The sequence below is a fragment of the Streptomyces sp. T028 genome (genome assembly GCF_048159505.1).
In the GTDB taxonomy this organism is placed as follows: Bacteria; Actinomycetota; Actinomycetes; order Streptomycetales; family Streptomycetaceae; genus Streptomyces.
Window position 1 is genome coordinate 24,349 of sequence record NZ_JBLRVZ010000032.1, and the last position, 22,291, is coordinate 46,639.

At 72.8% G+C, this 22,291-nt stretch carries 22 protein-coding genes; 12 read left to right on the forward strand and 10 right to left on the reverse strand.

The features are described 5' to 3' along the window. Nucleotides 1–60 precede the first annotated feature (60 nt). Genes paaN through paaE form a run of 8 tightly spaced genes read left to right on the forward strand, consistent with a single transcriptional unit; the run spans nt 61 to nt 7,879 of the window. Nucleotides 61–1,767, forward strand: coding sequence for a phenylacetic acid degradation protein PaaN (gene paaN, locus ACLZN2_RS29950; RefSeq protein WP_416982465.1), 1,707 nt, complete (start codon nt 61–63; stop codon nt 1,765–1,767). Continuing rightward, a complete protein-coding gene (locus ACLZN2_RS29955) occupies nt 1,760–2,938 on the forward strand; it encodes a thiolase family protein (RefSeq protein WP_416982466.1) in 1,179 nt (392 codons plus the stop codon). The genes paaN and ACLZN2_RS29955 overlap by 8 nt, the downstream gene beginning before the upstream one ends. Beyond that, nucleotides 2,935–3,681, forward strand: coding sequence for an enoyl-CoA hydratase/isomerase family protein (locus ACLZN2_RS29960; protein WP_416982467.1), 747 nt, complete (start codon nt 2,935–2,937; stop codon nt 3,679–3,681). Before ACLZN2_RS29955 ends, ACLZN2_RS29960 begins: the two co-directional genes overlap by 4 nt. Next, nucleotides 3,678–4,541: a 3-hydroxyacyl-CoA dehydrogenase family protein gene (locus ACLZN2_RS29965; protein ID WP_416982468.1), complete on the forward strand. Its 864-nt coding sequence runs from the start codon at nt 3,678–3,680 to the stop codon at nt 4,539–4,541. The genes ACLZN2_RS29960 and ACLZN2_RS29965 overlap by 4 nt, the downstream gene beginning before the upstream one ends. Nucleotides 4,542–4,588: 47 nt before the next feature. Further along, the gene (gene paaA / locus ACLZN2_RS29970) at nt 4,589–5,563 is read left to right on the forward strand and encodes a 1,2-phenylacetyl-CoA epoxidase subunit PaaA (protein WP_416982469.1); all 975 of its coding nucleotides are present in this window, start codon (nt 4,589–4,591) and stop codon (nt 5,561–5,563) included. Next, a complete protein-coding gene (gene paaB / locus ACLZN2_RS29975; protein ID WP_416982470.1) occupies nt 5,560–5,853 on the forward strand; it encodes a 1,2-phenylacetyl-CoA epoxidase subunit PaaB in 294 nt (97 codons plus the stop codon). The genes paaA and paaB overlap by 4 nt, the downstream gene beginning before the upstream one ends. Before the next feature lie 26 nt (nt 5,854–5,879). Then, a complete protein-coding gene (gene paaC / locus ACLZN2_RS29980; RefSeq protein WP_416982471.1) occupies nt 5,880–6,725 on the forward strand; it encodes a 1,2-phenylacetyl-CoA epoxidase subunit PaaC in 846 nt (281 codons plus the stop codon). Nucleotides 6,726–6,760: 35 nt separating this feature from the next. Continuing rightward, the gene (gene paaE, locus ACLZN2_RS29985) at nt 6,761–7,879 is read left to right on the forward strand and encodes a 1,2-phenylacetyl-CoA epoxidase subunit PaaE (protein WP_416982472.1); all 1,119 of its coding nucleotides are present in this window, start codon (nt 6,761–6,763) and stop codon (nt 7,877–7,879) included. A 21-nt stretch (nt 7,880–7,900) separates the two neighbouring features. Here paaE and ACLZN2_RS29990 read toward each other — a convergent pair whose 3' ends face one another. Both ACLZN2_RS29990 and ACLZN2_RS29995 read right to left on the reverse strand, forming a co-directional pair. Next, nucleotides 7,901–8,779 carry a hypothetical protein gene (locus ACLZN2_RS29990; RefSeq protein WP_416982474.1) on the reverse strand — a complete coding sequence of 293 codons (879 nt, stop codon included), beginning with the start codon at nt 8,777–8,779 and terminating at the stop codon, nt 7,901–7,903. A 23-nt stretch (nt 8,780–8,802) separates the two neighbouring features. Continuing rightward, a complete protein-coding gene (locus tag ACLZN2_RS29995; RefSeq protein ID WP_416982475.1) occupies nt 8,803–11,385 on the reverse strand; it encodes a protein kinase domain-containing protein in 2,583 nt (860 codons plus the stop codon). Nucleotides 11,386–11,856: 471 nt separating this feature from the next. Here ACLZN2_RS29995 and ACLZN2_RS30000 point away from each other — a divergent pair, with 471 nt between their 5' ends. Further along, nucleotides 11,857–12,309 (forward strand): RlpA-like double-psi beta-barrel domain-containing protein, encoded by a 453-nt coding sequence (locus tag ACLZN2_RS30000; protein WP_416982476.1) that lies wholly within the window; start codon nt 11,857–11,859, stop codon nt 12,307–12,309. 57 nt (nt 12,310–12,366) lie between these two features. On the opposite strand, the gene ACLZN2_RS30005 is transcribed toward ACLZN2_RS30000, so the two are convergent. Further along, nucleotides 12,367–13,245 carry a helix-turn-helix domain-containing protein gene (locus ACLZN2_RS30005; RefSeq protein ID WP_416982478.1) on the reverse strand — a complete coding sequence of 293 codons (879 nt, stop codon included), beginning with the start codon at nt 13,243–13,245 and terminating at the stop codon, nt 12,367–12,369. Between the two features lie 211 nt (nt 13,246–13,456). Between ACLZN2_RS30005 and ACLZN2_RS30010 the strand changes: the two genes are divergently transcribed. Beyond that, complete coding sequence (locus tag ACLZN2_RS30010) at nt 13,457–14,296, forward strand: helix-turn-helix domain-containing protein (RefSeq protein ID WP_416982479.1); 840 nt, start codon at nt 13,457–13,459, stop codon at nt 14,294–14,296. Between the two features lie 26 nt (nt 14,297–14,322). Here ACLZN2_RS30010 and ACLZN2_RS30015 read toward each other — a convergent pair whose 3' ends face one another. Continuing rightward, entirely contained in the window at nt 14,323–15,489 is a 1,167-nt protein-coding gene (locus ACLZN2_RS30015; protein ID WP_416982480.1) for an acyl-CoA dehydrogenase family protein, read from the reverse strand. Beyond that, entirely contained in the window at nt 15,486–16,670 is a 1,185-nt protein-coding gene (locus ACLZN2_RS30020; RefSeq protein ID WP_416982482.1) for a CaiB/BaiF CoA transferase family protein, read from the reverse strand. The genes ACLZN2_RS30015 and ACLZN2_RS30020 overlap by 4 nt, the downstream gene beginning before the upstream one ends. A gap of 112 nt (nt 16,671–16,782) precedes the next feature. Between ACLZN2_RS30020 and ACLZN2_RS30025 the strand changes: the two genes are divergently transcribed. Both ACLZN2_RS30025 and ACLZN2_RS30030 read left to right on the forward strand, forming a co-directional pair. After that, nucleotides 16,783–17,718, forward strand: coding sequence for a LysR family transcriptional regulator (locus tag ACLZN2_RS30025; protein WP_416982483.1), 936 nt, complete (start codon nt 16,783–16,785; stop codon nt 17,716–17,718). A 109-nt stretch (nt 17,719–17,827) separates the two neighbouring features. Then, the gene (locus ACLZN2_RS30030) at nt 17,828–18,760 is read left to right on the forward strand and encodes a hypothetical protein (protein ID WP_416982485.1); all 933 of its coding nucleotides are present in this window, start codon (nt 17,828–17,830) and stop codon (nt 18,758–18,760) included. Here ACLZN2_RS30030 and ACLZN2_RS30035 read toward each other — a convergent pair. The 5 genes from ACLZN2_RS30035 to ACLZN2_RS30055 all read right to left on the reverse strand — a co-directional run bounded on the left by ACLZN2_RS30035 (nt 18,744) and on the right by ACLZN2_RS30055 (nt 22,202). Further along, nucleotides 18,744–18,932, reverse strand: a complete 189-nt coding sequence (locus tag ACLZN2_RS30035; RefSeq protein ID WP_416982486.1) for a hypothetical protein — start codon at nt 18,930–18,932, stop codon at nt 18,744–18,746. The two genes, ACLZN2_RS30030 and ACLZN2_RS30035, sit on opposite strands and share 17 nt — an antisense overlap. Nucleotides 18,933–18,936: 4 nt before the next feature. Beyond that, nucleotides 18,937–19,737 carry an RNA-guided endonuclease InsQ/TnpB family protein gene (locus tag ACLZN2_RS30040; RefSeq protein ID WP_416982487.1) on the reverse strand — a complete coding sequence of 267 codons (801 nt, stop codon included), beginning with the start codon at nt 19,735–19,737 and terminating at the stop codon, nt 18,937–18,939. 51 nt (nt 19,738–19,788) lie between these two features. Beyond that, nucleotides 19,789–20,037: a helix-turn-helix domain-containing protein gene (locus ACLZN2_RS30045; protein WP_416982488.1), complete on the reverse strand. Its 249-nt coding sequence runs from the start codon at nt 20,035–20,037 to the stop codon at nt 19,789–19,791. 151 nt (nt 20,038–20,188) lie between these two features. Next, nucleotides 20,189–21,337: a PP2C family protein-serine/threonine phosphatase gene (locus ACLZN2_RS30050; RefSeq protein WP_416982490.1), complete on the reverse strand. Its 1,149-nt coding sequence runs from the start codon at nt 21,335–21,337 to the stop codon at nt 20,189–20,191. A gap of 106 nt (nt 21,338–21,443) precedes the next feature. Further along, nucleotides 21,444–22,202, reverse strand: a complete 759-nt coding sequence (locus tag ACLZN2_RS30055; protein WP_416982492.1) for an IclR family transcriptional regulator — start codon at nt 22,200–22,202, stop codon at nt 21,444–21,446. Nucleotides 22,203–22,291 lie beyond the last annotated feature (89 nt).

The following is a 22,291-nucleotide window of genomic DNA, read 5'->3' on the forward strand; positions in this document are numbered from 1 at the left end:
CTCCCCGTCCCGGGGCGCACCGCACCCATCTACCGACCGAACGTTCGGCCTGGAGTTCTCATGTTCCCCGATCAGCATCCCGACTTCTTCGCCCGCCACGCCGACCTGCTCCAGCAGGCGGTGGCGCGCACCACCGACCGCGGCCACTGGACGCCGTACCCGGAGATCCCGAGCGCCTCCGTGTACGGCGCCGGAGCTCCCGAGGCGGGGGAGGCGGCCTTCCGCGCCCTCCTCGACCGGCCCTTCCCGCTCGACGGCCACCCCACCACCGGTACCGTCCCGGCAGCGGAGGAGTCGCCGTACGGCTTCCCTCTCGGTGTCGGCTATCCGCAGCTGGCGCCCGAGGCCGCGGTGGCCACGGCCAAGTCGGCCGCCCGCGCCTGGCGTTCGGCGAGCCCCGACGTCCGGGCCGGTGTGGCGGCCGAGATCCTGGCCCGGCTGAACGCGGCGAGCTTCGAGATCGCGCACGCCGTCCAGCACACCACCGGCCAGCCCTTCGTGATGGCCTTCCAGGCGGGCGGACCGCACGCTCAGGACCGCGGTCTCGAGGCGGTGGCGTACGCGTGGGAGGCGCAGCGCCGCCATCCGGCCGGCGCGCGCTGGAGCAAGCCACGGCGCCGGGGCGGACCGCTCGTGATGGACAAGACGTACACACCGGTCGGGCGCGGGGTGTCCGTGCTCGTCGCCTGCAACACCTTCCCCACCTGGAACGGCTACCCGGGACTCTTCGCGAGCCTGGTCACCGGCAACCCGGTGATCGTCAAGCCGCACCGGCGGGCCGTGCTGCCGCTGGCGATCACCGTGCGGATCGCTCGGGAGGTGCTGGCGGAGGCCGGTTTCGACCCGGACGTGGTGCTGCTGGCCGCCTCACGCGCCGAGGAGCGCACCGCTCCCGCGCTGGCCACCCACCCCGACGTGCGGATCGTGGACTTCACCGGCTCCAGCGACTTCGGCGACTGGCTGGAGGCCAACTGCCGCCAGGCCGTCGTGCACACGGAGAAGGCGGGGCTCAACACGGTCGTCGTGGACTCCACGGACGACTACGCGGGACTGCTGCGCAACCTCGCCTTCTCACTGGCGCTCTACAGCGGGCAGATGTGCACCACCCCGCAGAACATCCTGGTGCCCCGTGACGGCTTCCCGACGGACCGAGGACCGCGTACGGCCGACGAGTTCGCCGCCGATCTGGGCCGTGCGCTGGACGAACTGCTGGGCGACCCGGCCCGGGCCGCCGCCACCCTCGGCGCGATCGTCAACAGCGGGGTCCTCGCACGGCTGACGGAGGCCGCCGCCCTGGGCCGCACCGCCCGTCCCTCGCGCGAAGTGACCCACCCCGACCATCCGGACGCCGTCGTACGCACCCCGCTGATCGCCCGTCTCGACGCGGAGGCCGACGAGAAGACCTACACGAGCGAGTGGTTCGGGCCGGTCTCCTTCGTCATCGCCACCGACGACACCGCGCACTCGCTGCGCGTCCTGCACGACACCGTACGGCACCACGGCGCGCTCACCGCCTGCGTGTACGCGACCGGCGAGGACGTCCTGGCCGCCGCGCGGGAGACCGCCCTGGAGGCGGGAGTGCATCTGTCGGAGAACCTGACCGGGGACGTGTACCCCAACCAGTCGGCCGCCTTCAGCGACTTCCACGGCACGTCGGCCAACCCGGCGGCCAACGCCACCCTGACCGACCCGGCGTTCGTCACCGGCCGTTTCTCGGTCCTCCAGTCCCGCCGGCACGCCCCCGCCGAGGAGCAGGCCCATGCCTGACGTGTATCTGATCGACGGGGCCCGCACCCCGCAGGGCCGCTACGGCGGTGCGCTGGCCGCCGTACGGCCCGACGACCTGGCCGCGCTCGTCGTCGGTGAGGCCGTACGCCGGGCCGGGATCCCGGGCGAGGCCGTGGACGAGGTGATCCTGGGTGCCGCGAACCAGGCCGGCGAGGACAACCGGGACGTGGCGCGGATGGCCGTACTCCTGGCCGGGCTGCCGCACACCGTGCCCGGGTACACCGTCAACCGGCTGTGCGCGTCCGGGCTGACGGCGGTCGCGTCCGCCGCGCAGGCCGTCAGGGCCGGTGAGGCGCAGCTCGTCGTGGCGGGCGGGGTCGAGTCGATGACCCGCGCGCCCTGGGTGATGGCCAAGCCGGGCACACCCTGGGCGCGGCCGGGCGAGGTCCACGACACCTCGCTGGGCTGGAGGTTCACCAACCCGCGCTTCCCCTCCGCGACCACGCTGTCGATGGGCGAGACCGCGGAGGAGGTCGCCGCCCTGGACGGCATCACCCGGCTGGAGGCGGACTCCTTCGCCCTGCGCAGCCACCGGCGCGCGGTCGCCGCCCGGCAGGCGGGCCGCTTCTCGGCGGAGATCGTCCCGGTGCCGGTGGCGGACGGGGAGGTGACCGAGGACGAGGGACCGCGCCCGACGACCACACTGGAGAGGCTGGGCGGGCTGCGCCCGGTCTTCCGCAAGGGAGGGATCGTCACCGCGGGCAACTCCTCACCCCTGTCCGACGGGGCCGCCGCCCTGGTGGTGGCGGGCGCGGCGGCGGTGGAGCGGTACGGGCTGACTCCCCGGGCCCGGGTGGTCACCGCCGCCTCGGCCGGGGTGGAACCGCACCTCATGGGGCTCGGTCCGGTACCGGCCACCGCCCTGGCGTTGGAGCGGGCCGGCTGGACGGTCGACGACCTCGACGCGATCGAGCTCAACGAGGCGTTCGCCGCCCAGGCCCTGGCGGTCGTACGGCGGCTGAAGCTCGACCCGGACCGGGTCAACGCCGACGGCGGCGCCATCGCCCTCGGCCATCCCCTGGGCTGCTCCGGCACCCGCGTCCTGCTCACCCTGCTGGGCCGGCTGGAACGGGAGGGCGGCCGACGGGGCCTGGCGACCCTGTGCGTCGGGGTGGGGCAGGGCGTGGCGATGCTCGTGGAGCGCGTATGAGCCCGTACGAGACGCTCACCGTCGAGGAGCGGGTGGACCGGGTGGTGGTCACCCTGTGCCGGCCCGACGCCCAAAACGCCATCAGCGGCCGCATGGTCGCCGAACTGCACCGGGTGTGCGAGGAGTTGGAGCGCGCCCCGAAGGTGCTGCTGCTCACCGGGCACGGCGGGGTCTTCGCGGGCGGTGCCGACATCGCGGAGCTGCGGCGGCGCGGCCGGGAGGAGGCCCTCCAGGGCATCAACAGCCGGCTGTTCGAGCGGGTGCGCCGGCTGCCCCTGCCGACGGTGGCCGCCGTGCCGGGGTGGGCGCTGGGCGGCGGCGCCGAGCTGGCGTACGCCTGTGACCTCAGGATCGCCGGTCCTGACGCGGTCTTCGGCAACCCCGAGCCGGGCCTCGGCATCCTCGCCGCCGCCGGGGCCTGCTGGCGGCTGCGCGAGCTGGTGGGCGAGTCGGTGGCCAAGCAGGTGCTGCTCGCCGGACGCACCCTCGACGCGCGGGCGGCGCTCGGCTGCGGGCTGGTCCTGGACGTCGTACCGCAGGACCGGCTGCTCGACGAGGCGCACGCGCTGCTCGACCGGATGGCCCGCTCCTCGGCGCTCGCGCTGCGGCTCACCAAACTCGTCACCGACGCCTCGGGGGCGCATCCCGTGGCCGACGACCTCGCTCAGGCGGTGCTCTTCGAGAGCCCGGACAAACAGGAGCGCATGACGCGGTTCCTGGAGAAGAAGGGAGGCCGGGCATGACCTCGGCTCCGACCCCGCCCTCGGTGGTGGGGGTGATCGGCGGCGGCCGGATGGGCGCCGGTGTCGCCCAGTCGTTCGCGGCGGCCGGTGCGCGGGTGGTCGTCGTGGAACGCGACGGCACCACGGCGGCGGCCGCTCTGGAGCGGATCGCGCGGGGCCTGCGGACGGCGGCCGAGCGCGGCACGCTCGGCGACGCGCCGGACCTCGACGTGCCCGACCGGGTCACGGTCGTGTCCTCGGTCGCCGAACTGCCCCACGACTGCGACCTGGTCGTCGAGGCGGTCCCCGAGGACGCCGCCCTGAAGGCGGAGGTGCTGGCCGCCGCCGAGCAGGCGGTGCACGACGGTTGTGTGCTGGCCAGCAACACCAGCTCCCTGTCGGTCACCGAGCTCGCGGCGGTCCTGAAGCACCCCGGGCGTTTCCTGGGGATGCACTTCTTCAACCCCGTTCCCGTCTCGGCCCTCGTCGAACTGGTCCTGGCTCCCGGCACCGGCGCGGACACTCTCGGCGCGGCGATCCGCTGGACGCACGCCCTCGGCAAGCAGGACGTCGTCGTGCAGGACTCCCCCGGGTTCGCCAGCAGCCGGCTGGGGCTCGCCCTCGGTCTGGAGGCGATCCGCATGGTCGAGGAGGGCGTCGCCGACCCGGAGGCCATCGACACGGCCATGCGCCTCGGCTACCGGCATCCGATGGGGCCGCTGCGCCTGACCGACGTGGTGGGCCTCGACGTGCGGCTCGCCATCGCCGAGCACCTGCACGCCACGCTCGGCGAACGCTTCGCGCCGCCCCAGCTGCTCCGGGACAAGGTCGCCCGCGGCGAACTGGGCCGCAAGAGCGGTCAGGGCTTCCACCGCTGGTGAACGACGACCGACCGCCCCCTCCCGATGACGACAGGACACGACTTTCCATGACGGACCCCACCACGGCACCGCCCGGGCCCCACGACCCCGAGGCCGCCTTCGAGGACACCATCGCCCGCGATCAGCGCATCGAGCCCCGCGACTGGATGCCGGACGCCTACCGGGCCACGCTGGTGCGGCAGATCGCCCAGCACGCCCACTCCGAGGTCATCGGCATGCAGCCGGAGGGCGAGTGGATCACCCGGGCGCCCTCGCTGCGCCGCAAGGCGATCCTGTTCGCCAAGGTGCAGGACGAGGCCGGACACGGGCTGTACCTCTACTCGGCGGCCGAGACGCTCGGCGCCGACCGCACCGAGCTCACCGAGCGGCTGGTCGACGGCCGCCAGAAGTACTCCTCGATCTTCAACTACCCGACCCGCAGCTTCGCCGATGTCGGGGTGATCGGCTGGTTCGTGGACGGGGCGGCCATCTGCAACCAGGTGCCGCTGTGCCGGACGTCGTACGGGCCGTACGGGCGCGCGATGGTCCGCGTCTGCAAGGAGGAGTCGTTCCACCAGCGGCAGGGCTACGAGCTGCTGATGACGATGATGCGCGGCACCGGCGAGCAGCGGGCGATGGTGCAGGACGCGGTCGACCGCTGGTGGTGGCCGTCCCTGATGATGTTCGGCCCGCCCGACGACGACTCCCCCAACTCGGCGCGGTCCATGGCCTGGAGGATCAAGCGCCACTCCAACGACGCGCTGCGGCAGCGGTTCGTCGACATGACCGTCCCGCAGGCCGAGCGGCTGGGCGTCACCCTGCCCGACCCGGAGCTGCGGTGGAACGAGGAGCGCGGCCACCACGACTTCGGCACCCCCGACTGGGACGAGCTGAAGCGGGTCGTCGCGGGCGACGGCCCCTGCAACGCCGAGCGGATCGCCCGCCGCCGGGCCGCCCACGAGGAGGGCGCCTGGGTGCGCGAGGCCGCGGCGGCGCACGCCGCGAGACGGGCGTCCAGGGTGCGGGAAGGGGTGGCGGCATGACCTCCGAGCAGCGGGGATGGCCGTTGTACGAGGTGTTCGTGCGCGGCAGGCGCGGGCTGAACCACGTCCATGTCGGCTCGCTGAGGGCCGCCGACGACGAGATGGCCCTGCTCCACGCCCGCGACCTGTACACCCGGCGCAACGAGGGCGTGAGCATCTGGGCCGTGCGCTCGGACACGATCGCCGCGTCCGCGCCCGACGAGAAGGCCCCCTTCTTCGCCCCCAGCGCCGACAAGGTCTACCGGCACCCCACCTTCTACGACATCCCCGACGACGTCCCCCACATCTAGGACCTGGCGACACCGAGGAGCAGTGCATGACCGAAGAGGACCTGTACGTCGACGGGGACAGCGCGCGCTGGGCGTTCGGCACCGGCTTCAGCGACCCTCTGCACGGGGTCGACCAGGCGGTGCCCGACGGGGTCGCGGGCGGTCTGGCGGCCTGCTGTCTGGCGCTCGGCGACGACGCCCTGGTGACCGCGCAGCGGCTGGCCGAGTGGTGCACCCGCGCCCCCGAGCTGGAGGAGGAGCTGGCGCTGGCCAACATCGGCCTCGACCTCCTCGGGCAGGCCCGGCTGCTGTACGCGAGGGCGTCCCGTGCCGACGGCACGGGACGCGGTGAGGACGCGTACGCGTACTTCCGCGACCCGGTGGACTTCCGCAACGTACGCCTCGCCGAACTGCCGGGCGGGGACTTCGCGTTCACCGTCCTACGGCTGCTGGTGCTGTCCGTGTGGCGGCTGGCCGTGTGCGAGGCGCTCACCGCCGCGCCCGATCCGATGCTGGCCGCGATCGCCGCGAAGAGCGTCAAGGAGCTGGCCTACCACCGCCGTTACGCCGCGGAGTGGACGGTACGGCTCGGTGACGGCACCCCCGAGTCCGCCCGCCGGATGCGGGACGCGCTGGACACGCTCGACCCCTGGCTGGAGGAGCTGCTGACGGACCGCACGGCCGAGCGCTTCGGCGCGTCCTCGGCCGCCGTCGCCGAACGGACCCGGCGGGACCTGGGGCAGGTGCTGACCGAGGCCGGGCTGGTCCGGTCCGACGAGCGGCCCAGCGCGGTCCCGGGCTTCGGCAGGAACGGCGAACACACCCCCCACCTGGCACCGCTGCTCACCGAACTGCAGAGCGTGGCCCGCGCCCATCCGGACGCGCGGTGGTGACCCATCGGAGCCCATCTCCACCTCAAGGACCTGCCATGACCCTCCCCGCCTCCCCACCGCCCTCCGTGCGGCCCCGCCGTCGGCCGGCCTTCCACGCCCTGCGGGTGTCCGCCGTGGAGCCGCTGTGCGCCGACGCCGCCGCGCTCACCCTGGACGTCCCCGACCGGCTGGCCGAGGAGTTCGCGTTCCGGCCCGGTCAGTGCCTCACCGTGCGCCGCGAGATCGACGGGCGTGACGAGCGGCGCTCGTACTCGATCTGCTCCCCGGCCGGGACGGCACCGCGCATCGGTGTGCGGGTCGTACCGGGCGGGCTGTTCTCCTCCTGGCTCGTGCACGGCGTGCGCCCCGGGGACACCCTCCAGGTGATGGCCCCGGCCGGTGCCTTCACCCCGGACCCGGACCCGACCGGCGGCTTCGGCCACCAGGTGCTGGTCGCCGCCGGCTCCGGCATCACCCCGATGCTGTCCATCGCCGCGTCCGTCCTCGCCGCCGACGAGGAGGCGCGCGTGACACTCCTCTACGGCAACCGGCGCACCGGCACGGTGATGTTCGCCGACGAACTCGCCGACCTGAAGGACCGGTACCCGGCGCGTTTCCACCTCGCGCACATCCTGTCCCGGGAGCCGCGCGAGGCCGAGCTCCTGTCGGGCCGCCTGGACACCGGACGGCTCACCGCCCTGCTGGACGCCCTCCTCGACGTCCGCGAGGTCTCCGACTGGTGGCTGTGCGGCCCGCACGGCATGGTGCGCGACGCCCGGGCTCTCCTCGCCGGCCTCGGCGTCGACGCGGACCGTGTCCACCAGGAACTGTTCCACGCGGAGGAGGAGTTGCCCACCACTCCCGTCCCCGATCGCGCCGACTCCCTCGGCAAAGGCCCGTCGAGTCGGGTCACCGTCCTCCTCGACGGCCGCGCCACCACCTTCACCGCCCCACGCCATCGCACCGTCCTCGACGCGGCCCAACAAGCGCGTCCCGACCTCCCGTTCGCCTGCAAGGGCGGCGTCTGCGGCACCTGCCGCGCCCGTGTCACCACCGGCACCGCCGACATGCGCCGCAACTACGCCCTGGAACCCCAGGAGGTCGAGGCGGGCTACGTCCTGACCTGCCAGACCTACGCCACGTCCGCCGACCTCACCGTCGACTTCGACAGTTGAGGCCCGGGCCCCGCGGCGCGGTCACAGGCCGAGGTGCTGGAGGGTGCGGGCGGTGTGGCCCCGCAGGGACCGGGACCAGCCCGGGACGCTGCCGGGGACTTCGGTGGCGTCGGCGTGGACGAGGATCGTCAGGGCCTCGTCCGGCAGGGCCGTCGGGGGGCGGCGGGCCATCGCCACGGCCGCCGTCAGACGGACCGTCGGGTCCGGGGACTCCAGGCACGCGGTCAGGGCGGCGAGTTCGCCGGGCGTGAGGGGGCCGGGGAGGTGGGCCAGGGCGAGGTTGGCGGACGCCCTGGCGGCTCTGAGGTCGTGGGGGACGGTGGTGAGCGCCTCCGGCAGGCCGGCCAGGTGCGGGTACCAGACGGCCAGGGCGGCGGCGCGGGCCGCCACGGCGGGATCGGGGTCGTGCAGCCGGCGGAGGACGGACGCGGTGTGGCGTTCCACCGCGTGGTAGGCGTCGGCGGCCCAGCGCAGGGCCACGGCGTCGGCCACGTCGGCGATGGACTCGGTGTCCGGGTCGTCCTCCTCGAACAGGACGCGGATCACGGCCTGTTCGTCCGCCGGGCCGATCCGGTCGGCCTCGGCGAAGGCCCGTGCGGGGTCGAAGGGGAGCAGGTCGTCGGTCAGGTCGCCGACGGCCACGGAGTGCAGGAGGTGGAGGACGGTGGCACGGTCCGGTGTTCCGGGAGTGTCGAGGAGGGTGACCAGGGGTGCGACGACGTGTGCGCTCGCGGGCCAGCGGGTGCCCTGGTGGTACACGTTGCCGGTGAGGGCCGACACGGCCGCGTGGCGGACCGCCGGATCGGGGTCGGCCAGCGCGGTCAGCTGCCCGGGTACTTCCGTCGCCCGGCCGTAGGCGTGATGGAGGCGGCTCCAGTCGGTCGGGGGCGGGATGCTCACGAGGCCGGAGCCTACGCGACGCCTCAGGTGACGGGCAGTCCGTAGGCGCGGTCGAAGTGCTGGGCCACGAGGTGTCCGGCCCCGTCGCAGGAGAGCTGCCAGTCGTTCACGCCGGTCTCGCGGCCGTCGGTGAAGTTCCACAGCAGACGGCCGGTCGCGGTGTCGATGGCGTAGAAGCCGTCCTTGTTCTCGTAGGCCGGGACGTAGACGGCGTGGGCGCCGACCGCGATGGGGCTGTCGACGTTGAGGCGGGGCGTCTCGCAGAACCAGCGCCGCTTGCCGTTCGCCGCGTTGAACGCGTGGACGCCGTACGGTTCGGTGCCGGTGGCGTAGACCGTGTTGCCGCCCGCTCCGAGGGAGGCGAACATGCCTCGCTCGGCCTTGGCCTGCCAGCGCAGCTTTCCGTCGGCCAGGTTCAGGGCGATGAACTCGGAGCCGATGGCGAACACGGTCTGGCCGAGCGCCGCCAGCCCCGGCCGCAGGTCGTAGCCGACCGGGTGGCGCCAGACCAGGCTGCCGCCGTCGCGGGTGTCACGGGCCGCGATGTTGCGCAGTCCGTCGGCGTAGACGAAGTGGCGGGAGGTGATGACGGGCTGCAGAGGTACGCCGACGTCCTCCGGGTCGATCGGGATGACGAGGGCCTGGCGTGCCCTGAGGTCGACGCCGAAGACCGTGCTGGTGGAGGTCGCCACGCCCTGCTCCCCCGACCGGCGCTGGAGGCTGGCGCCGAGCACCGAGACGGCGTATCCGTCGTAGCTGCCGAGCAGTTGGTCGAACTGGTAGTCCTCGCCGAAGTCGAGCGTGAACTTCTCGGCGCCGGTCGCGGGGTCGACGCCGATCAGGGTCGCCCCCGTGCCGCCGAGCGCGACGGCCGCGCCGTACGTCAGCATGACGGGCGTGGGCGAGAGGCTGATGCCCTGGTAGACCCACTTGGGCTGGGAGCCGTTCGCGAGGTCGAGGCAGATCATCGTGCCGGGGCGGGTCTTGAGCAGGGCCGTGCCGTTCTGGAAGACGGCCGGGGCCTGCAGCAGCGGGCCGCCCCGGTAGACCCAGGTCGGTTCGGGGGCCGGACCGGCGGGGCCCACCCCCTGTCCTCCCGTCTTTCTCCGAGCGGCCACGACGGCCGCGCCCCCGATGAGCGTCGTGCCGGTGGCCGCCGCCGCGGTGAGGACCGTGCGCCGGGAGAGCCGGGAGCGTGCGCGGGCGCCTCGGGAACCTCGGGCACGGTGGTGGGCGGGCGCGGCGGAACGTTCCAGCACTGGGCCGTCCGCTCCGCCTCGTGGCCCCGCCTGCACCGAGTCGAACGCCGTTCCCCGCCTCGGCGACTCCAGCGTTTCCTGCGGTTCGTGTGCGAGGACGCAGGGTTCCGCTTCGGGCGGCTCGGTGGCGAGCCCTCCGACACCGGAGCCCTCGGCCCCACGCGCGTCGCGGACACCGTCCAGGTCCGCCCCGGCAGCCCCGGAGGCCCCGGCGCCGTAGGCACCGGCCGCGCCGCTCCCGCGCGGGCACCCGGTGACGCCCGTCCCCCCGGCTCCGCCCTGCTCACCGGTGACTGCGGTCTCGTAGGCCGACCACCCCACCGTCGCATAGGCCGACCGGCCCCGACCGGCCGCGTACGACTGCGGCTCGGATACGTCGGCGGAGCCGGTCGGTGCCGTGTCCGGCAGGCCGTCGGGCCTTCCCCTGCCCCGCGCGAGGTCCGTCGCGGCGGCCCGGCGCTCCGCGAGCGCGGCGGCCGCCCGGCGCGCGGCGATCATGTCGGCCACGGTCCCCGGCAGCCACCCCTCGGTCAGCACCTGTTCGGCGCCGCCGGGCGCGCAGGCGGCGGAGAGCCGGTCGGGGTCGATCCGCAGGGTCGGGTCCTTGGCGTGACAGAGACTGATGATCTTGTCCAGCGGCTCGGGCACCAGGGCCAGATCGGCCGAGCCGTGGACCACCTGGTAGAGCAGCGCGGCTCCGGCGGCCCCACCGAACGGCGGGTGCCCGGACGCGGCGAACGCGAGCACCGAGCCGAGACAGAAGACGTCTCCCTCGGGCCCCATCTGCTCCCCGGTGGCCTGTTCGGGGCACATGTAGTCGAGGGAGCCGAACAGCGAGCCGTCGCCGGTGAGTTCATAGCCGTCGCGGGCGCGGACGATGCCGAAGTCGATGACGCGCGGGCCGTCGGCGGCCAGCAGCACGTTGGAGGGTTTGAGGTCGCGGTGCACCAGCCCTTCGGCGTGCACCGCGATGAGCGCCTCGGCGATCCCCGCGCCCAGTGCGAGGACGGTCTCCACGGGCAGCGGGCCGTGCTCGGCGACCGCCTCGGCCACGGTGGGGCCGGCCACGTACGCGGTGGCGAGCCAGGGCGTCTCGTCGTCCGGCGCCGCGTCCACCACGGGAGCCGTGTAGACCCCGCCGACCGCCGCCGCTGCCGCCACCTCGCGGCGGAAGCGGATGCGGAAGCTCTTGTCCTCGGCCATCTCGGGCCGGATGACCTTGACGGCGACGGTACGGCCGTCCGAGGACCGCGCCAGATAGACCCGGCCCATGCCGCCTGCTCCGAGTCGGGCGAGGAGCCGGTAGGGCCCTAGCTGCTCGGGGTCTTCTGGGCGCAGTGGTTTCATGCCCTCGGCCGCCAGTTCTCTGTGGGGGGTCTGGCACCAGCCTAGGGGCAGGAGTGACGAACGGGAGCGCTCCGTGAACACCCTCGCCGCTTACCTGAAAGTAGGTGCGAGTTCCGCCTTCCGCTTCCCGAAAGCAATATGACGCAACGTCAGAGATCGGGTGACACGTGCTCGCCCTGCGGGAACAGTGCGCGATGAGCAACAAGTGCAGGATGAATCCACCTGTGCGATCAGAGACGTCCGATGTGTTGAACGTCACCCCGCCACCCACCCCGCCACCCCCGGCAGGGTCACCGCCCCACAGGGGTCTTCGACGCCCCGTGCGGGCCTCCGCAACATCCCGTTAATGGACCGCACGTTCACGACAGAGTTCCCGCTGGTGGATTGCGTATCGTCCTTGCTGGCCACAGCAAGCGCACGGTCCCGGATCCGGACTTCGCAAACTCACCTTCTCTCCCCAGGAGCTGAAACGTGTCCAATGTCGTGAAGTCCATCAAAGCCATGAAGAGCGCCACCCGGCGCTCCCTGACGGTCGGCGCAGTTGCCGGCGCCATCGCCGCCACGACCGCGTTGGGCGCCTCCCCCGCCTCCGCCGCGACCGCGACCTGGCACTACGGAAGCATCACCTGGTACAACCCGAGCGTCGGTGTCGGGGCGTGCGGCGAGTGGCACGGTGACAACGAGCTGGTGGCGGCGGTCTCCTCGCAGCTGTACGGCAGCTACCCCAACCCCAACAACTCCCCTGTGTGCGGCAAGTACGTGATCGTCTACGGCCCGTCGGGGACGGCCACGTGGGCAAAGATCGTCGACAAGTGCCCGACTTGCGGGCCGTACGACGTGGACCTGAGCCCCGCCGCGTTCGACGTGATCTCCGACCTCGGCGTCGGCAGGTTCAGCACCTACTGGGCTGATTACATCAACTGATCCATTCCATCTGCAGGCCCGGCCGGGTGTCTTCTCGGCCGGGCCTGTCCCGTCCCGTCATCCGTGTCCGCGCCGAAGCCGCCGGTAGTCCGTGGGCGTGTGACCGACATGCCGGCGGAACACCGTGGTGAAGTGGCTGGCCGTGGTGAACCCGCACAACTGGCCGATCCTGCCCACCGGTTCGTCGCCCGCCTCCAGCATCCGGCGCGCGGTCTCGATCCGCAGACCGGTGAGGAACTGATGGGGTGTCCGCCCGGTCGTCGCGGAGAACAGCCGCAGGAAGTGGAACCTGCTCAGCGCGACCTCACGGGCCAGGTCGTCCAGGCCGATACGGTCGGCGAGATGGGCCCGCATGTACGCGATGACCGTGTCCAGCTGGCGCCGGCCGAGCGCACCGCACTCGGCGGGGAGGCTGCGCAGGGGCGCGAGGAGGTGTGCCGCCAGGTACTCCGCGGCGGAGTCGGCGTAGAGCTGCCCCGCCCCGGCCTCACGGGCCCGGACCAGAGCGGCGGCCATGGTGACGATCAGCGGATCCGGCTCCGGCAGTGGCTCCAGCGACCGGAGATCCACGGGCCGGCCGTCCGGGTCCTCGGCCAGGTGGCGCTCGAGGACCTCCGCGGGCAGGAGGATGTGCACCATCTCCAGAGGGCCCGGTCCGAGCAACCGCCAGCGCACCGAGATCCGGCGCCCGGGCGGAATCCGGCAGACGTCACCGGGCGCACACGTCGCCGAACGCCGGCGGCCGTCACCGGTGTCCGCCTCGAACCGGGCGGCACCCCGCAGATGCGCGACGATCCGGAACCCGTCCGAGGGCGGCGGCTCCCACTCGGCCACCTCCGCCGTCACCGTCTCCCGTGTCACGCTCAACGCCCGCCACGGAACCTGGAGTTCGGGCATGCGGGGCAGCGCCGATGGGGCCGGGCGGGCAGTCGTCATCGTGTGCGTCTCCTGGGACCGGGAACTCCCGCACGCAGTCACATGGCGCGGAGTTCGATCGACGGGCGGCACGACGGTAAGGGCCGTATCGCGGGCCGAGTTGCCCGTCCGCGCCACAGAACATGCCCCGCGGCGACGCCTCCTCGGTCACAACCCGTGTTCCTCCCCGCCCGTCTAGGAACGGCAGGGATCACAGCAGGGAGGAACCGTCATGAGAGTCACCACCCACCGGCTGGGTCCCCTGCGGGTCACCACCACCGAGGCCGGACCCCAGCGGGTCCACGCGTCCGCGTACGCGACGGCCCGCTTCACGGCCGACGACCACGTCACGGTGCTGCTGCAGGACAGCGGCTGCGTGATCATCGGCCAGAGCGACCGGCGGACCCTGCTCCAGCCCGGGAGCCTCGCCTTCACCGACACGACCCGGCCCTACACCCTCACCTGCCCGGACCTCTCCCGTACGCACGCCTTCCGGTTACCGCCGCAGTCGCTGGGGTTGCGCGAGGCCGACCGGCGGCGTATCGCCGGGACGCCGGTCCAGCCCGACACCGAGACCGCCGCCCTGGTCATCCCGTTCCTCTCCCGGCTCGCCGACCAGGCCGGCACCTACGCTCCGCACCTGCGCCCCCTGCTCGCCCGCAACGCCGCCGATCTGCTGGCCACCCTCGCCGCCGAGCGCCTGGCCCACGACGCGCCCCACCCCGACGGCGACGCCGCCGGCACGCTGTTGCGGCTGCGCATCAAGGGCTTCATCGAGGACCATCTCACCGATCCGGACCTCACCCCCCGGACGATCGCCGCCGCCCACCACCTCTCCGTCCGTCACGTGCACCGCCTCTTCCAGCAGGAGGGCACCACCGTCAGCGGCTGGATCCGGCACCGCCGGCTGGAAGCCTGCCGCCGCGCACTCGGCCGCCCCGCGCGCGACGCCCCGGCGCTGACGGCCGTCGCCCACCGTTTCGGCTTCACCAGCTACTCCCACTTCAGCCGGGCCTTCCGCGCCGCCTACGGCATGTCGCCCCGCGAGTGGCGCGGGAGGCTCGGCACCTGAGCCGACCGGGGACATGACACAGGCTCCTACGCGTCGAGTCCCCCTCGCCTCACCAGCTGGCTCGCGATGACGTTGCGCTGGATCTCGTTGGTGCCCTCGCCGACGATCATCAACGGGGCGTCGCGGAAGTAGCGTTCGACGTCGAACTCGGTCGAGTAGCCGTAACCCCCGTGGATGCGGACGGCGTTGAGGGCGATCTGCATGGCCGTCTCGGAGGCGAACAGCTTCGCCATGCCCGCCTCCATGTCGACCCGGCGGCCGGCCTCTGCCTCCCGGGCCGCGTACAGGGTGAGCTGACGGGCGGCGGTCAGCGAAGTCGCCATGTCCGCCAGGTAGTTGCCGATCGACTGGTGCCGCCAGATCGGCCTGCCGAACGACTCGCGTTCCTGGGCGTAGGCGAGCGCGTCCTCCAGCGCCGCCCGGCCGACGCCCAGGGCGCGGGCGGCGACCTGGAGGCGCCCGGTCTCCAGGCCCTTCATCATCTGCGCGAAGCCCCTGCCCTCGACGCCGCCGAGCAGGGCGTCGGCCGGGGCCCGGTACTCCTCGAAGGACAGCTCGCAGCTCTCCACGCCCTTGTAGCCGAGCTTGGGCAGGTCGCGGGAGACGGTGAGTCCCGGGCCGTGTTCGGCGAGCAGGACGGAGATGCCCCGATGGGCGGGGGCGGCGTCGGGGTCGGTCTTGCACAGCAGGGCGATCAGGCCGGAGCGCCGGGAGTTGGTGATCCAGGTCTTCGCCCCGTTGACCACGTACCCGTGCGGGTCCCTGCGGGCGACGGTGCTCATCGCCTGGAGGTCCGAACCGCCCCCGGGCTCGGTCAGCGCCATCGTCGCGCGGAGCTCACCGGTGGCCATCCTCGGCAGATACCGCCGCTTCTGTTCCTCCGTGCCGAAGTGCAGCAGCAGCTTGGCGACGACCGTGTGGCCGCCCACGGCACCGGCCAGACTCATCCAGCCGCGCGCCAACTCCTCGGTGACCAGCACATAACAGGGCACGGAGACAGGGGTGCCGCCGTACTCCTCGGGGACGGCGAGGCCGAAGACGCCGAGGTGCTTCATCCGCTCGATGAGGGCCTCGGGGTAGGTGTTCGTGTGCTCCAGCTCCCGGACGACGGGTTTCACGTCCTTGTCCACGAAGTCGCGGACCGTGCGGACGACGAACCGCTCGTCCTCGGACAGGATGTCCAGGGTGCTCATGCCGTGACACTCCTTACCGGTGGGAGGCCGAGTTCGGCCAGGATGCGGTCGGTGTGCTCACCCGCGGCCGGGACGGCGTCCATCCGGGGAGTCACGCCTGCCAGGTCCACGGGCGGGACGAGGGCCGGTACGGCGGCTCCCCCGGGGACGGGCACCTGCCGCCAGCGTTCCCGGGCGCCGAGCACGGGGTGGGCGAGGAAGTCCTGGACGTCGTTGACGTCGGCGTTGGCGATGCCCGCCGCGTCCAGCAGTTCCCGCACCTCGCGGCTGTCCGACGCGGCGAACCGCTCGGCCACGATCGCGTTCAGCTCCTCGCGATGGGCGACGCGGGCCGGGCCGGTGGCGAAGCGGGGGTCGTCCGCCAGGCCGGGGTCCCCGAGGAACCGCTCACAGAGGGCGGCCCATTCGCGTTCGTTCTGGATCGAGAACAGGACGTCCTTGCCGTCGGCCGCCGTGTACGCGCCGTAGGGGGCGATGGTGGCGTGCTGGGTGCCGAGGCGCGGGGGCTGGGTGCCGCCGAAGCGGGTGTAGTAGGCGGGCTGGCCCATCCACTCCGCGAGCGCCTCGAACAGCGAGACCTCGACGGCCCGGGCGACACCGGTGGTGGCCCGGGTGAACAGGGCGGTGAGGATGCCCGAGTAGGCGTACATACCGGCGGCGATGTCGGCGACGGAGATACCCACCCGGGCGGGTTCCCCCGGGCCTCCGGTGAGCGAGACCAGGCCGGTCTGGCACTGCACCAGCAGGTCGTACGCCTTGCGGTCGGCCCATGGGCCGGTGGAGCCGTAGCCCGTGATCGTGCAGGGGATCAGCGAGGGGAAGCGGGTGCGCAGCGCCTGCGCCCCGAGGCCCATCCGCGCGGCCGCACCCGGAGCCAGGTTCTGTACGAACACGTCGGCCCGGCCGAGGAGTCGCTCCAGCACCTCCCGGCCGTCCTCCGTCTTGAGGTCGAGGGTCAGGGATTCCTTGGAGCGGTTGAGCCACACGAAATAGCTGGACTCGCCGTGCACGGTCGTGTCGTAGCGGCGGGCGAAGTCACCGCCTCCGGGGCGCTCCACCTTGATCACCCGGGCGCCGAGGTCGGCCAGCTGACGGGTGGCGTAGGGAGCGGCCACCGCCTGTTCGACGCTGACGACGGTGATACCGGCGAGCGGGAGCGGGGCTTCGGGCGGCTCGGTCATTGCGCTGACCTCCGGGGCTTCTTCGACGCGATGTCGACATCGCGATATCGACATCATGGGTGGTCATGGGAAGAGCGGTGAAATAGTAAGTTCTGATGGCACCATAAGAATGATGGATCTCAAACAGCTCAAGGCGCTCGTCACGGTCGCCGAGGTGGGCAGCGTCACCCGCGCCGCCGAACTGCTGCATCTGGTGCAGCCGGCCGTGACCCGGCAGATCCGCACCCTGGAGGAGGAACTCGGCGTCGCGCTCTTCGATCGGACCCGGCAGGGCATGCGGCCCACCGAGGCCGGGACGGCCATGGTCGAGCGGGCCCGGCGGGCGCTGAACGAACTGGAGCGGGCCCGCGCCGAGGTGCAGCCCGCGCCGGGCGCGGTGACCGGGATCGTCACCGCCGGTCTGCTGGAGAGCACGTCCGACCTGCTCGCCGAGCCCCTCGTGTCGACCCTGGCGAAGGAGCATCCCGGCGTCGACCTGCGGCTCATGACGGGTTACTCCGGGCATCTGCAGCGCTGGCTGGACGACGGCGACCTGGATCTGACGCTGCTCTACGACCTGGACAGCACACCCTCGCTCAACGCCCGTCCGCTGGTGCGGGAGCGGCTGTGGGTGGTCGCTCCCCCGGCGGCGGGGCTGCGGGCCGACCGTCCGGTGCCGTTCACCGAGGCGGCGGCCCGTCCGCTCGTCATGCCCGCCTCCGGTCATGGCCTGCGGGCGCTGATCGACGGCGCGGCGGGGCGTGCGCGGGCCGCGATGGAGGTGTCCGCGCAGACCAACTCCATGCGGGTGCAGAAACAGCTCGTCCTGGGCGGACACGGCTGGACCGTCCTGCCGGGCGTCGGCATCGCCGAGGACGTCGCACGCGGCACGCTGAGCGCGGCACCGCTGTGCGAGCCGGAGGTGTGGCGCTCGATCGTCCTCGCCACGCCCCGGGCCGGGCGGACTCCGCCCGCCGTCCAGGTCGTCGCCCGCGAACTGGTCCGGCAGATCGAGTCGGCGGTGGGACGCGGCAGCTGGCCGTCCGCCCGGCCGGCGCATACGGGCTGAGCATGGAGGGATCACACCTTTCTATTGTCCAACCGCTGTCATCACCGCTCATGATGAGCGCCGTGAGCCGCCCTCAGACGTGAGCCGCCCCCGGAAGGAAAGGCACCGCATGTCCCTCGCCTCCCATGTGGAGTCCTGGCATCCCGAGCCGGTCACGGACGAGGACGCCCTGCCGCCCGGTCCGGCGGCGGCACTGTCGGCGCTGCTGGACCTTCCCGAGTCCGCCGCGGCCACCGGCGAGCCACTGCCGCCGCTGTGGCAGTGGCTGTACTTCCTGCACTGGCCGCCGCAGCGGGCCCTCGGCCCGGACGGGCATCTGCGCGACGCGCGCTTCCTGCCGCCGATCCCCGGCCGCCGGCGCATGTTCGCCGGGGGCCGCTGCGAGATCGGCGAGCCGCTGCGGCTCGGGGAACCGGCCGAGCGCGTCAGCAGCCTGGGCGCGGTGACACCCAAGCAGGGCCGCAGCGGCGAGCTGCTGTTCGTCACCGAACGCCAGGAGTTCCGCCAGCACGGGCGGATCTGCCTGGTCGAGGAACAGGACATCGTCTACCGGTCGGGTGACTACCGGTCGGGCGACGGCGACCGGGCGAAGGGCGGCCCGGCGCCGAGCCACCCGGCCCCGGTCGACGACACGGCCGTACCGGAGCCGGAGGGCCCGTGGCGGTCGCGGCTGCGGCCGGACGAGACCCTCCTGTTCCGGTTCAGCGCACTGACCGCCAACGCCCATCGCATCCACTACGACACCCCGTACTGCCGTGACGTCGAGGGCTACCCCGGCCTTGTCGTACACGGGCCGCTGCTGGCGCTGCTCATGCTGGAACTCGTCCGCCGAGGCGCCCCGGAGCGGCGGGTGCGGTCGCTGTCGTACCGGCTGCACCGGCCGGCGTTCGCGGGCGAACACCTCCTCGCCGACGGCACACCCGGCGCCGACCGTGCCCGCCTGCACATCGCGACCCACCGCGAGCCCCGCCACGCCACAGCCGAGGTGACCTTCGCCCAGCCGCGGAGCGCGCCGAGCGCGCCGCTCAGCCCAGTTCGGTGAGGAACCGTGCCAGGGTGCGGGTGAGTGTGTTGTGCGGTTCCGCGGCGAACAGCGGGTCGAGGTGGTTCATCCCCGCGTCGGTCTCGTAAGTGGCGTACGGGACACGGGAGTCGGCCACCACCCGGCGGGCGGCCGGCACGATCGTGCCCTTGGCGTAGCTCGTCTCCCCCACTGCCTTAAGGGCGTGGGAGGTGCCCCCAGCAGGCACTGCACCGCAGAGATGTGCAGGGGGCGGGAACGTCCTCGACCCGGCCGGGGGCCTTGTGCCCGGTGCGCCGACGTAGCAGGCCCCAGCCCTGGGCGAGGATCGACCGGTTGAGGCCGGACTTCTGCGCCACGTTCGTGCCGGGCTGCTCCACCGTTCCCTTCGCGGAGCGGGTCATGTTCTTGATGTTCAGCTTCTCGAACCGGATCAGGTCGAAGCCACGGGCCAGCATGGTGCTGGTCCTCTCGCACCAGTCCTTGCGCCGGTTCGCCTCCCGCGCCCTCAGCCGGGCGGCCTTCGCGTACCCGGCCGCCTTCTCGGGGCTGCCCTTCTTCGCCCGGGCCGCCCGCCGCTCGTGCTTGCGGATCCGGGCGCGTTCCCTGACGGTGAGCTGCGGGCAGTTCAGCTTCCGGCCGTCCGAAAGGGCGGCCGTGATGGTCACGCCCCGGTCGATACCGATCACCTCGCCTGTGCCGGGCGCCGCGATCGGCTCGGGGACGACCGCGAACGCCGCGTGCCACTGACCGTTGCGGTAGGTGACCCGGAACGTCTTCGCGTCGGGCAACCTGGCGCCCCTGCCCCTGACACTGAGGCGCAAGCGCACCCAGCCGCAGCCGGGGACCTTGGCCTGCGCCCACCGGCGGTTCAACCGCTGGACGACCACCGAGCGGCGCATGACCTGCCCGCCGGTCTTCGTGTTCAGCTTCGGCGACCCGTCCGCCTCGTCCTCCGGTAGGCGGTCGGTGCCGATGACACGGAATCCCTCATGCACGTGCTTCCTGCGCCAGGTCGGCTCACCAAACCCGGACGTGAAGCGGGCGTTCTAGGCCTTGCCGAAGTCCTTCAGCGCCTGCTGCTGCACGTCCGCGTTCCCAGCGTCCAGCCATTCACTCTCGCGCCGGGCCTGCGTGAGCTGACGGCACTGTTCCGCAAAGCCGGGCGCGGACCTGCGGCCGGGCCTCCAGTGCGCGTGTTGCTCCACGGCGAGGTTCCACACGTACCGCGCGTGCGCGCAGTGCAGCAGCATCTGCGGCTCTTGTGCGGGCGTCGGATACAGCCGGAAACGTGACATGCCACGAAACTAGCCTCACTGCCGTACCTCCCGAGACGCTGAATCGCCCCGGCGGCGATTCGAACAGCGCGGCTGCGAATCTCCTCATGCGTATCATGCACCCAGTCCGCAACACCCGTCACAGCGGCCACACAGCAGGTGCCCCCGCAGGTCACACCCTCTGGTCGCCCAACAGCAGTCCCCCGCAAGCCGGTTGGGGAACACCCGCGTCGACGGTGGCCGGTTTGCGGATGAGGAGCAGTGCGGCGTCGTCGTGGAGCCGGCCGCCGACGTGGGCGAGCAGCTCGTCGTGGAGGGCGTCGAGGGTGCGGGCGGGTTCGTCGGTCACATGGCGGGCCAGTCCCTCGACGAGCGGATAGAACTCCCGCCCGTGGTCGCGGGCCTCCGTGACGCCGTCGGTGTAGAGCAGCAGCTGGTCGCCGTCGGCGAAGGGCAGCACCTGGAGGGTGGGGGTCTCACCGGTGAGGGCGCGCAGGCCCAGGGGCGGTGCGGGGTGCGTGGGCTCGACCGGGGTGACGGTTCCGGCGGCGCCCACCAGCAGCGGCGGGGCGTGTCCGCAGTTCACCACGTGCAGCTCGCCGTCGCGCGGATGGCCGGCGACCACGGCGGTCACGAAGTCGTCGGGGCCGAGGTTGCGCGCCAGGCTCCGCTCGATCCGGTCGACGACGGCGAGGAGGTCGGGTTCGTCGTGGGCGGCCTCGCGGAAGACGCCGAGCACCAGCGCGGCGGTCCCGACGGCCGGGAGTCCCTTGCCGCGCACGTCGCCGACGAGCAGCCGTACCCCGTACGGCGTGGAGACCAGGGCGTAGAGGTCCCCGCCGATCCGGGCCTCGGCGGCGGCGGCGCTGTAGCGGACGGCCACCTGGAACGGGCCGACGGTCTCCGGTACGGGCAGGAGCAGCGCGTGCTGGGCGGCCTCCGCGACCGAACGCACGGCCGCGAGGACCCGCTCCCGGCGGCCGCGCAGGGCGCTGGCCAGACCGCTCGCCAGGGTGACCGCCGCCAGGGCGGACAGGATGGCGGCCAGCTCCCGGACCGGGACACCGTCCCGGATGCCGAGCACCCCGCCCAGCACGGCCGCGAGCAGGCCGACGTACAGGACACCGCGCGGCCCGTTGGTGGTGGCGGCCAGCGCGGGGCCGGCGGCGAGCAGGGGCAGCCAGATCATGCCGGCGCCGCCGACGAGGTCGACCAGGATCACGCCGAGAACGATCAGCACCGGCAGGAGCGGTCCCGCCACCACGTGCCTGAACAGGTACGTCGGCCCGTGGTCGGCGCCACGGTGTCGGGCCTGGTTCATGTCGCGTCCGCAGTCCTAGTCTGTAGTCGTCTTGAGGCGTCTTTTGTCGTATGTCCGTTTGATACAGGAAAGCGGGTTCGGGCGCGCTACGACAAGGAGCCGGATTTCAGATAGTGAGCGACAGGCCCCTGGTCACGCGGTTCGCGGTCGGGATCAGCCGATCCCGGATCTCCTGGAGCCTCGGGAGCCGGTCCGCCGGCAGGGAGACGCCGAGCGAGCCGAGGGTGTCGCCGCTGTAGACGGGCACGGCGACGCAGACCGTACCGAGAGAGTACTCCTCCAGGTCCGTGACGGCCGGGGCCACGGGTGAGGCGTCCAGCTGCCGCAGCAGCTCCGGGGTGCTGGTGATCGTCCTCGGGGTGAGGTCGGCGAGCTGGTGGCGGGAGAGGTAGTCGTTGCGGGCCTCCTCGTCCAGTTCCCGCAGCACCGACTTGCCCAGCGCGGTCGCGTGTCCGGCGTCCTCGAAGCCCACCCAGAGGTCGACGCGGGGCGTGCGGGGGCTGTCGACGATCTCGGCGACGCGGATCTCGCCCTCCTCGTAGAAGGTGAGGTAGGCGGCGGTCGCGAGCTCGTCGCGCAGCGCGGCGAGGGTGGGCCGGACCCGGCTGAGCAGGGCCTGTCCCCGGCCCGTGGTGTGCAGCGTGCGCAGCTTGTCCCCCAGGATGAAGCCGCCGTCCTGCAGCTTGCGCACGTATCCGTCGTGGACCAGCGTCCGCAGCAGGTGGTAGGCGGTGGCCAGCGGCAGCCCCGTCTCACGCGCCAGCTGTTTCGCCGGTGCGCCGTTGTCGTGCGCGCTCACCGCCTCCAGCAGCCTGAAGGCCCGCTGCACGGACGTGATGAGCGTGGGGCCGTCCTGCCCAGCCATAGGACCAGCGTGCGCCGGGCGCGGTCAGCAGGCAAGGCGTGCGCCCCAGCCCGTTTCGGCCGCACGTCCTGCCTGCCCCGCGCACGTCC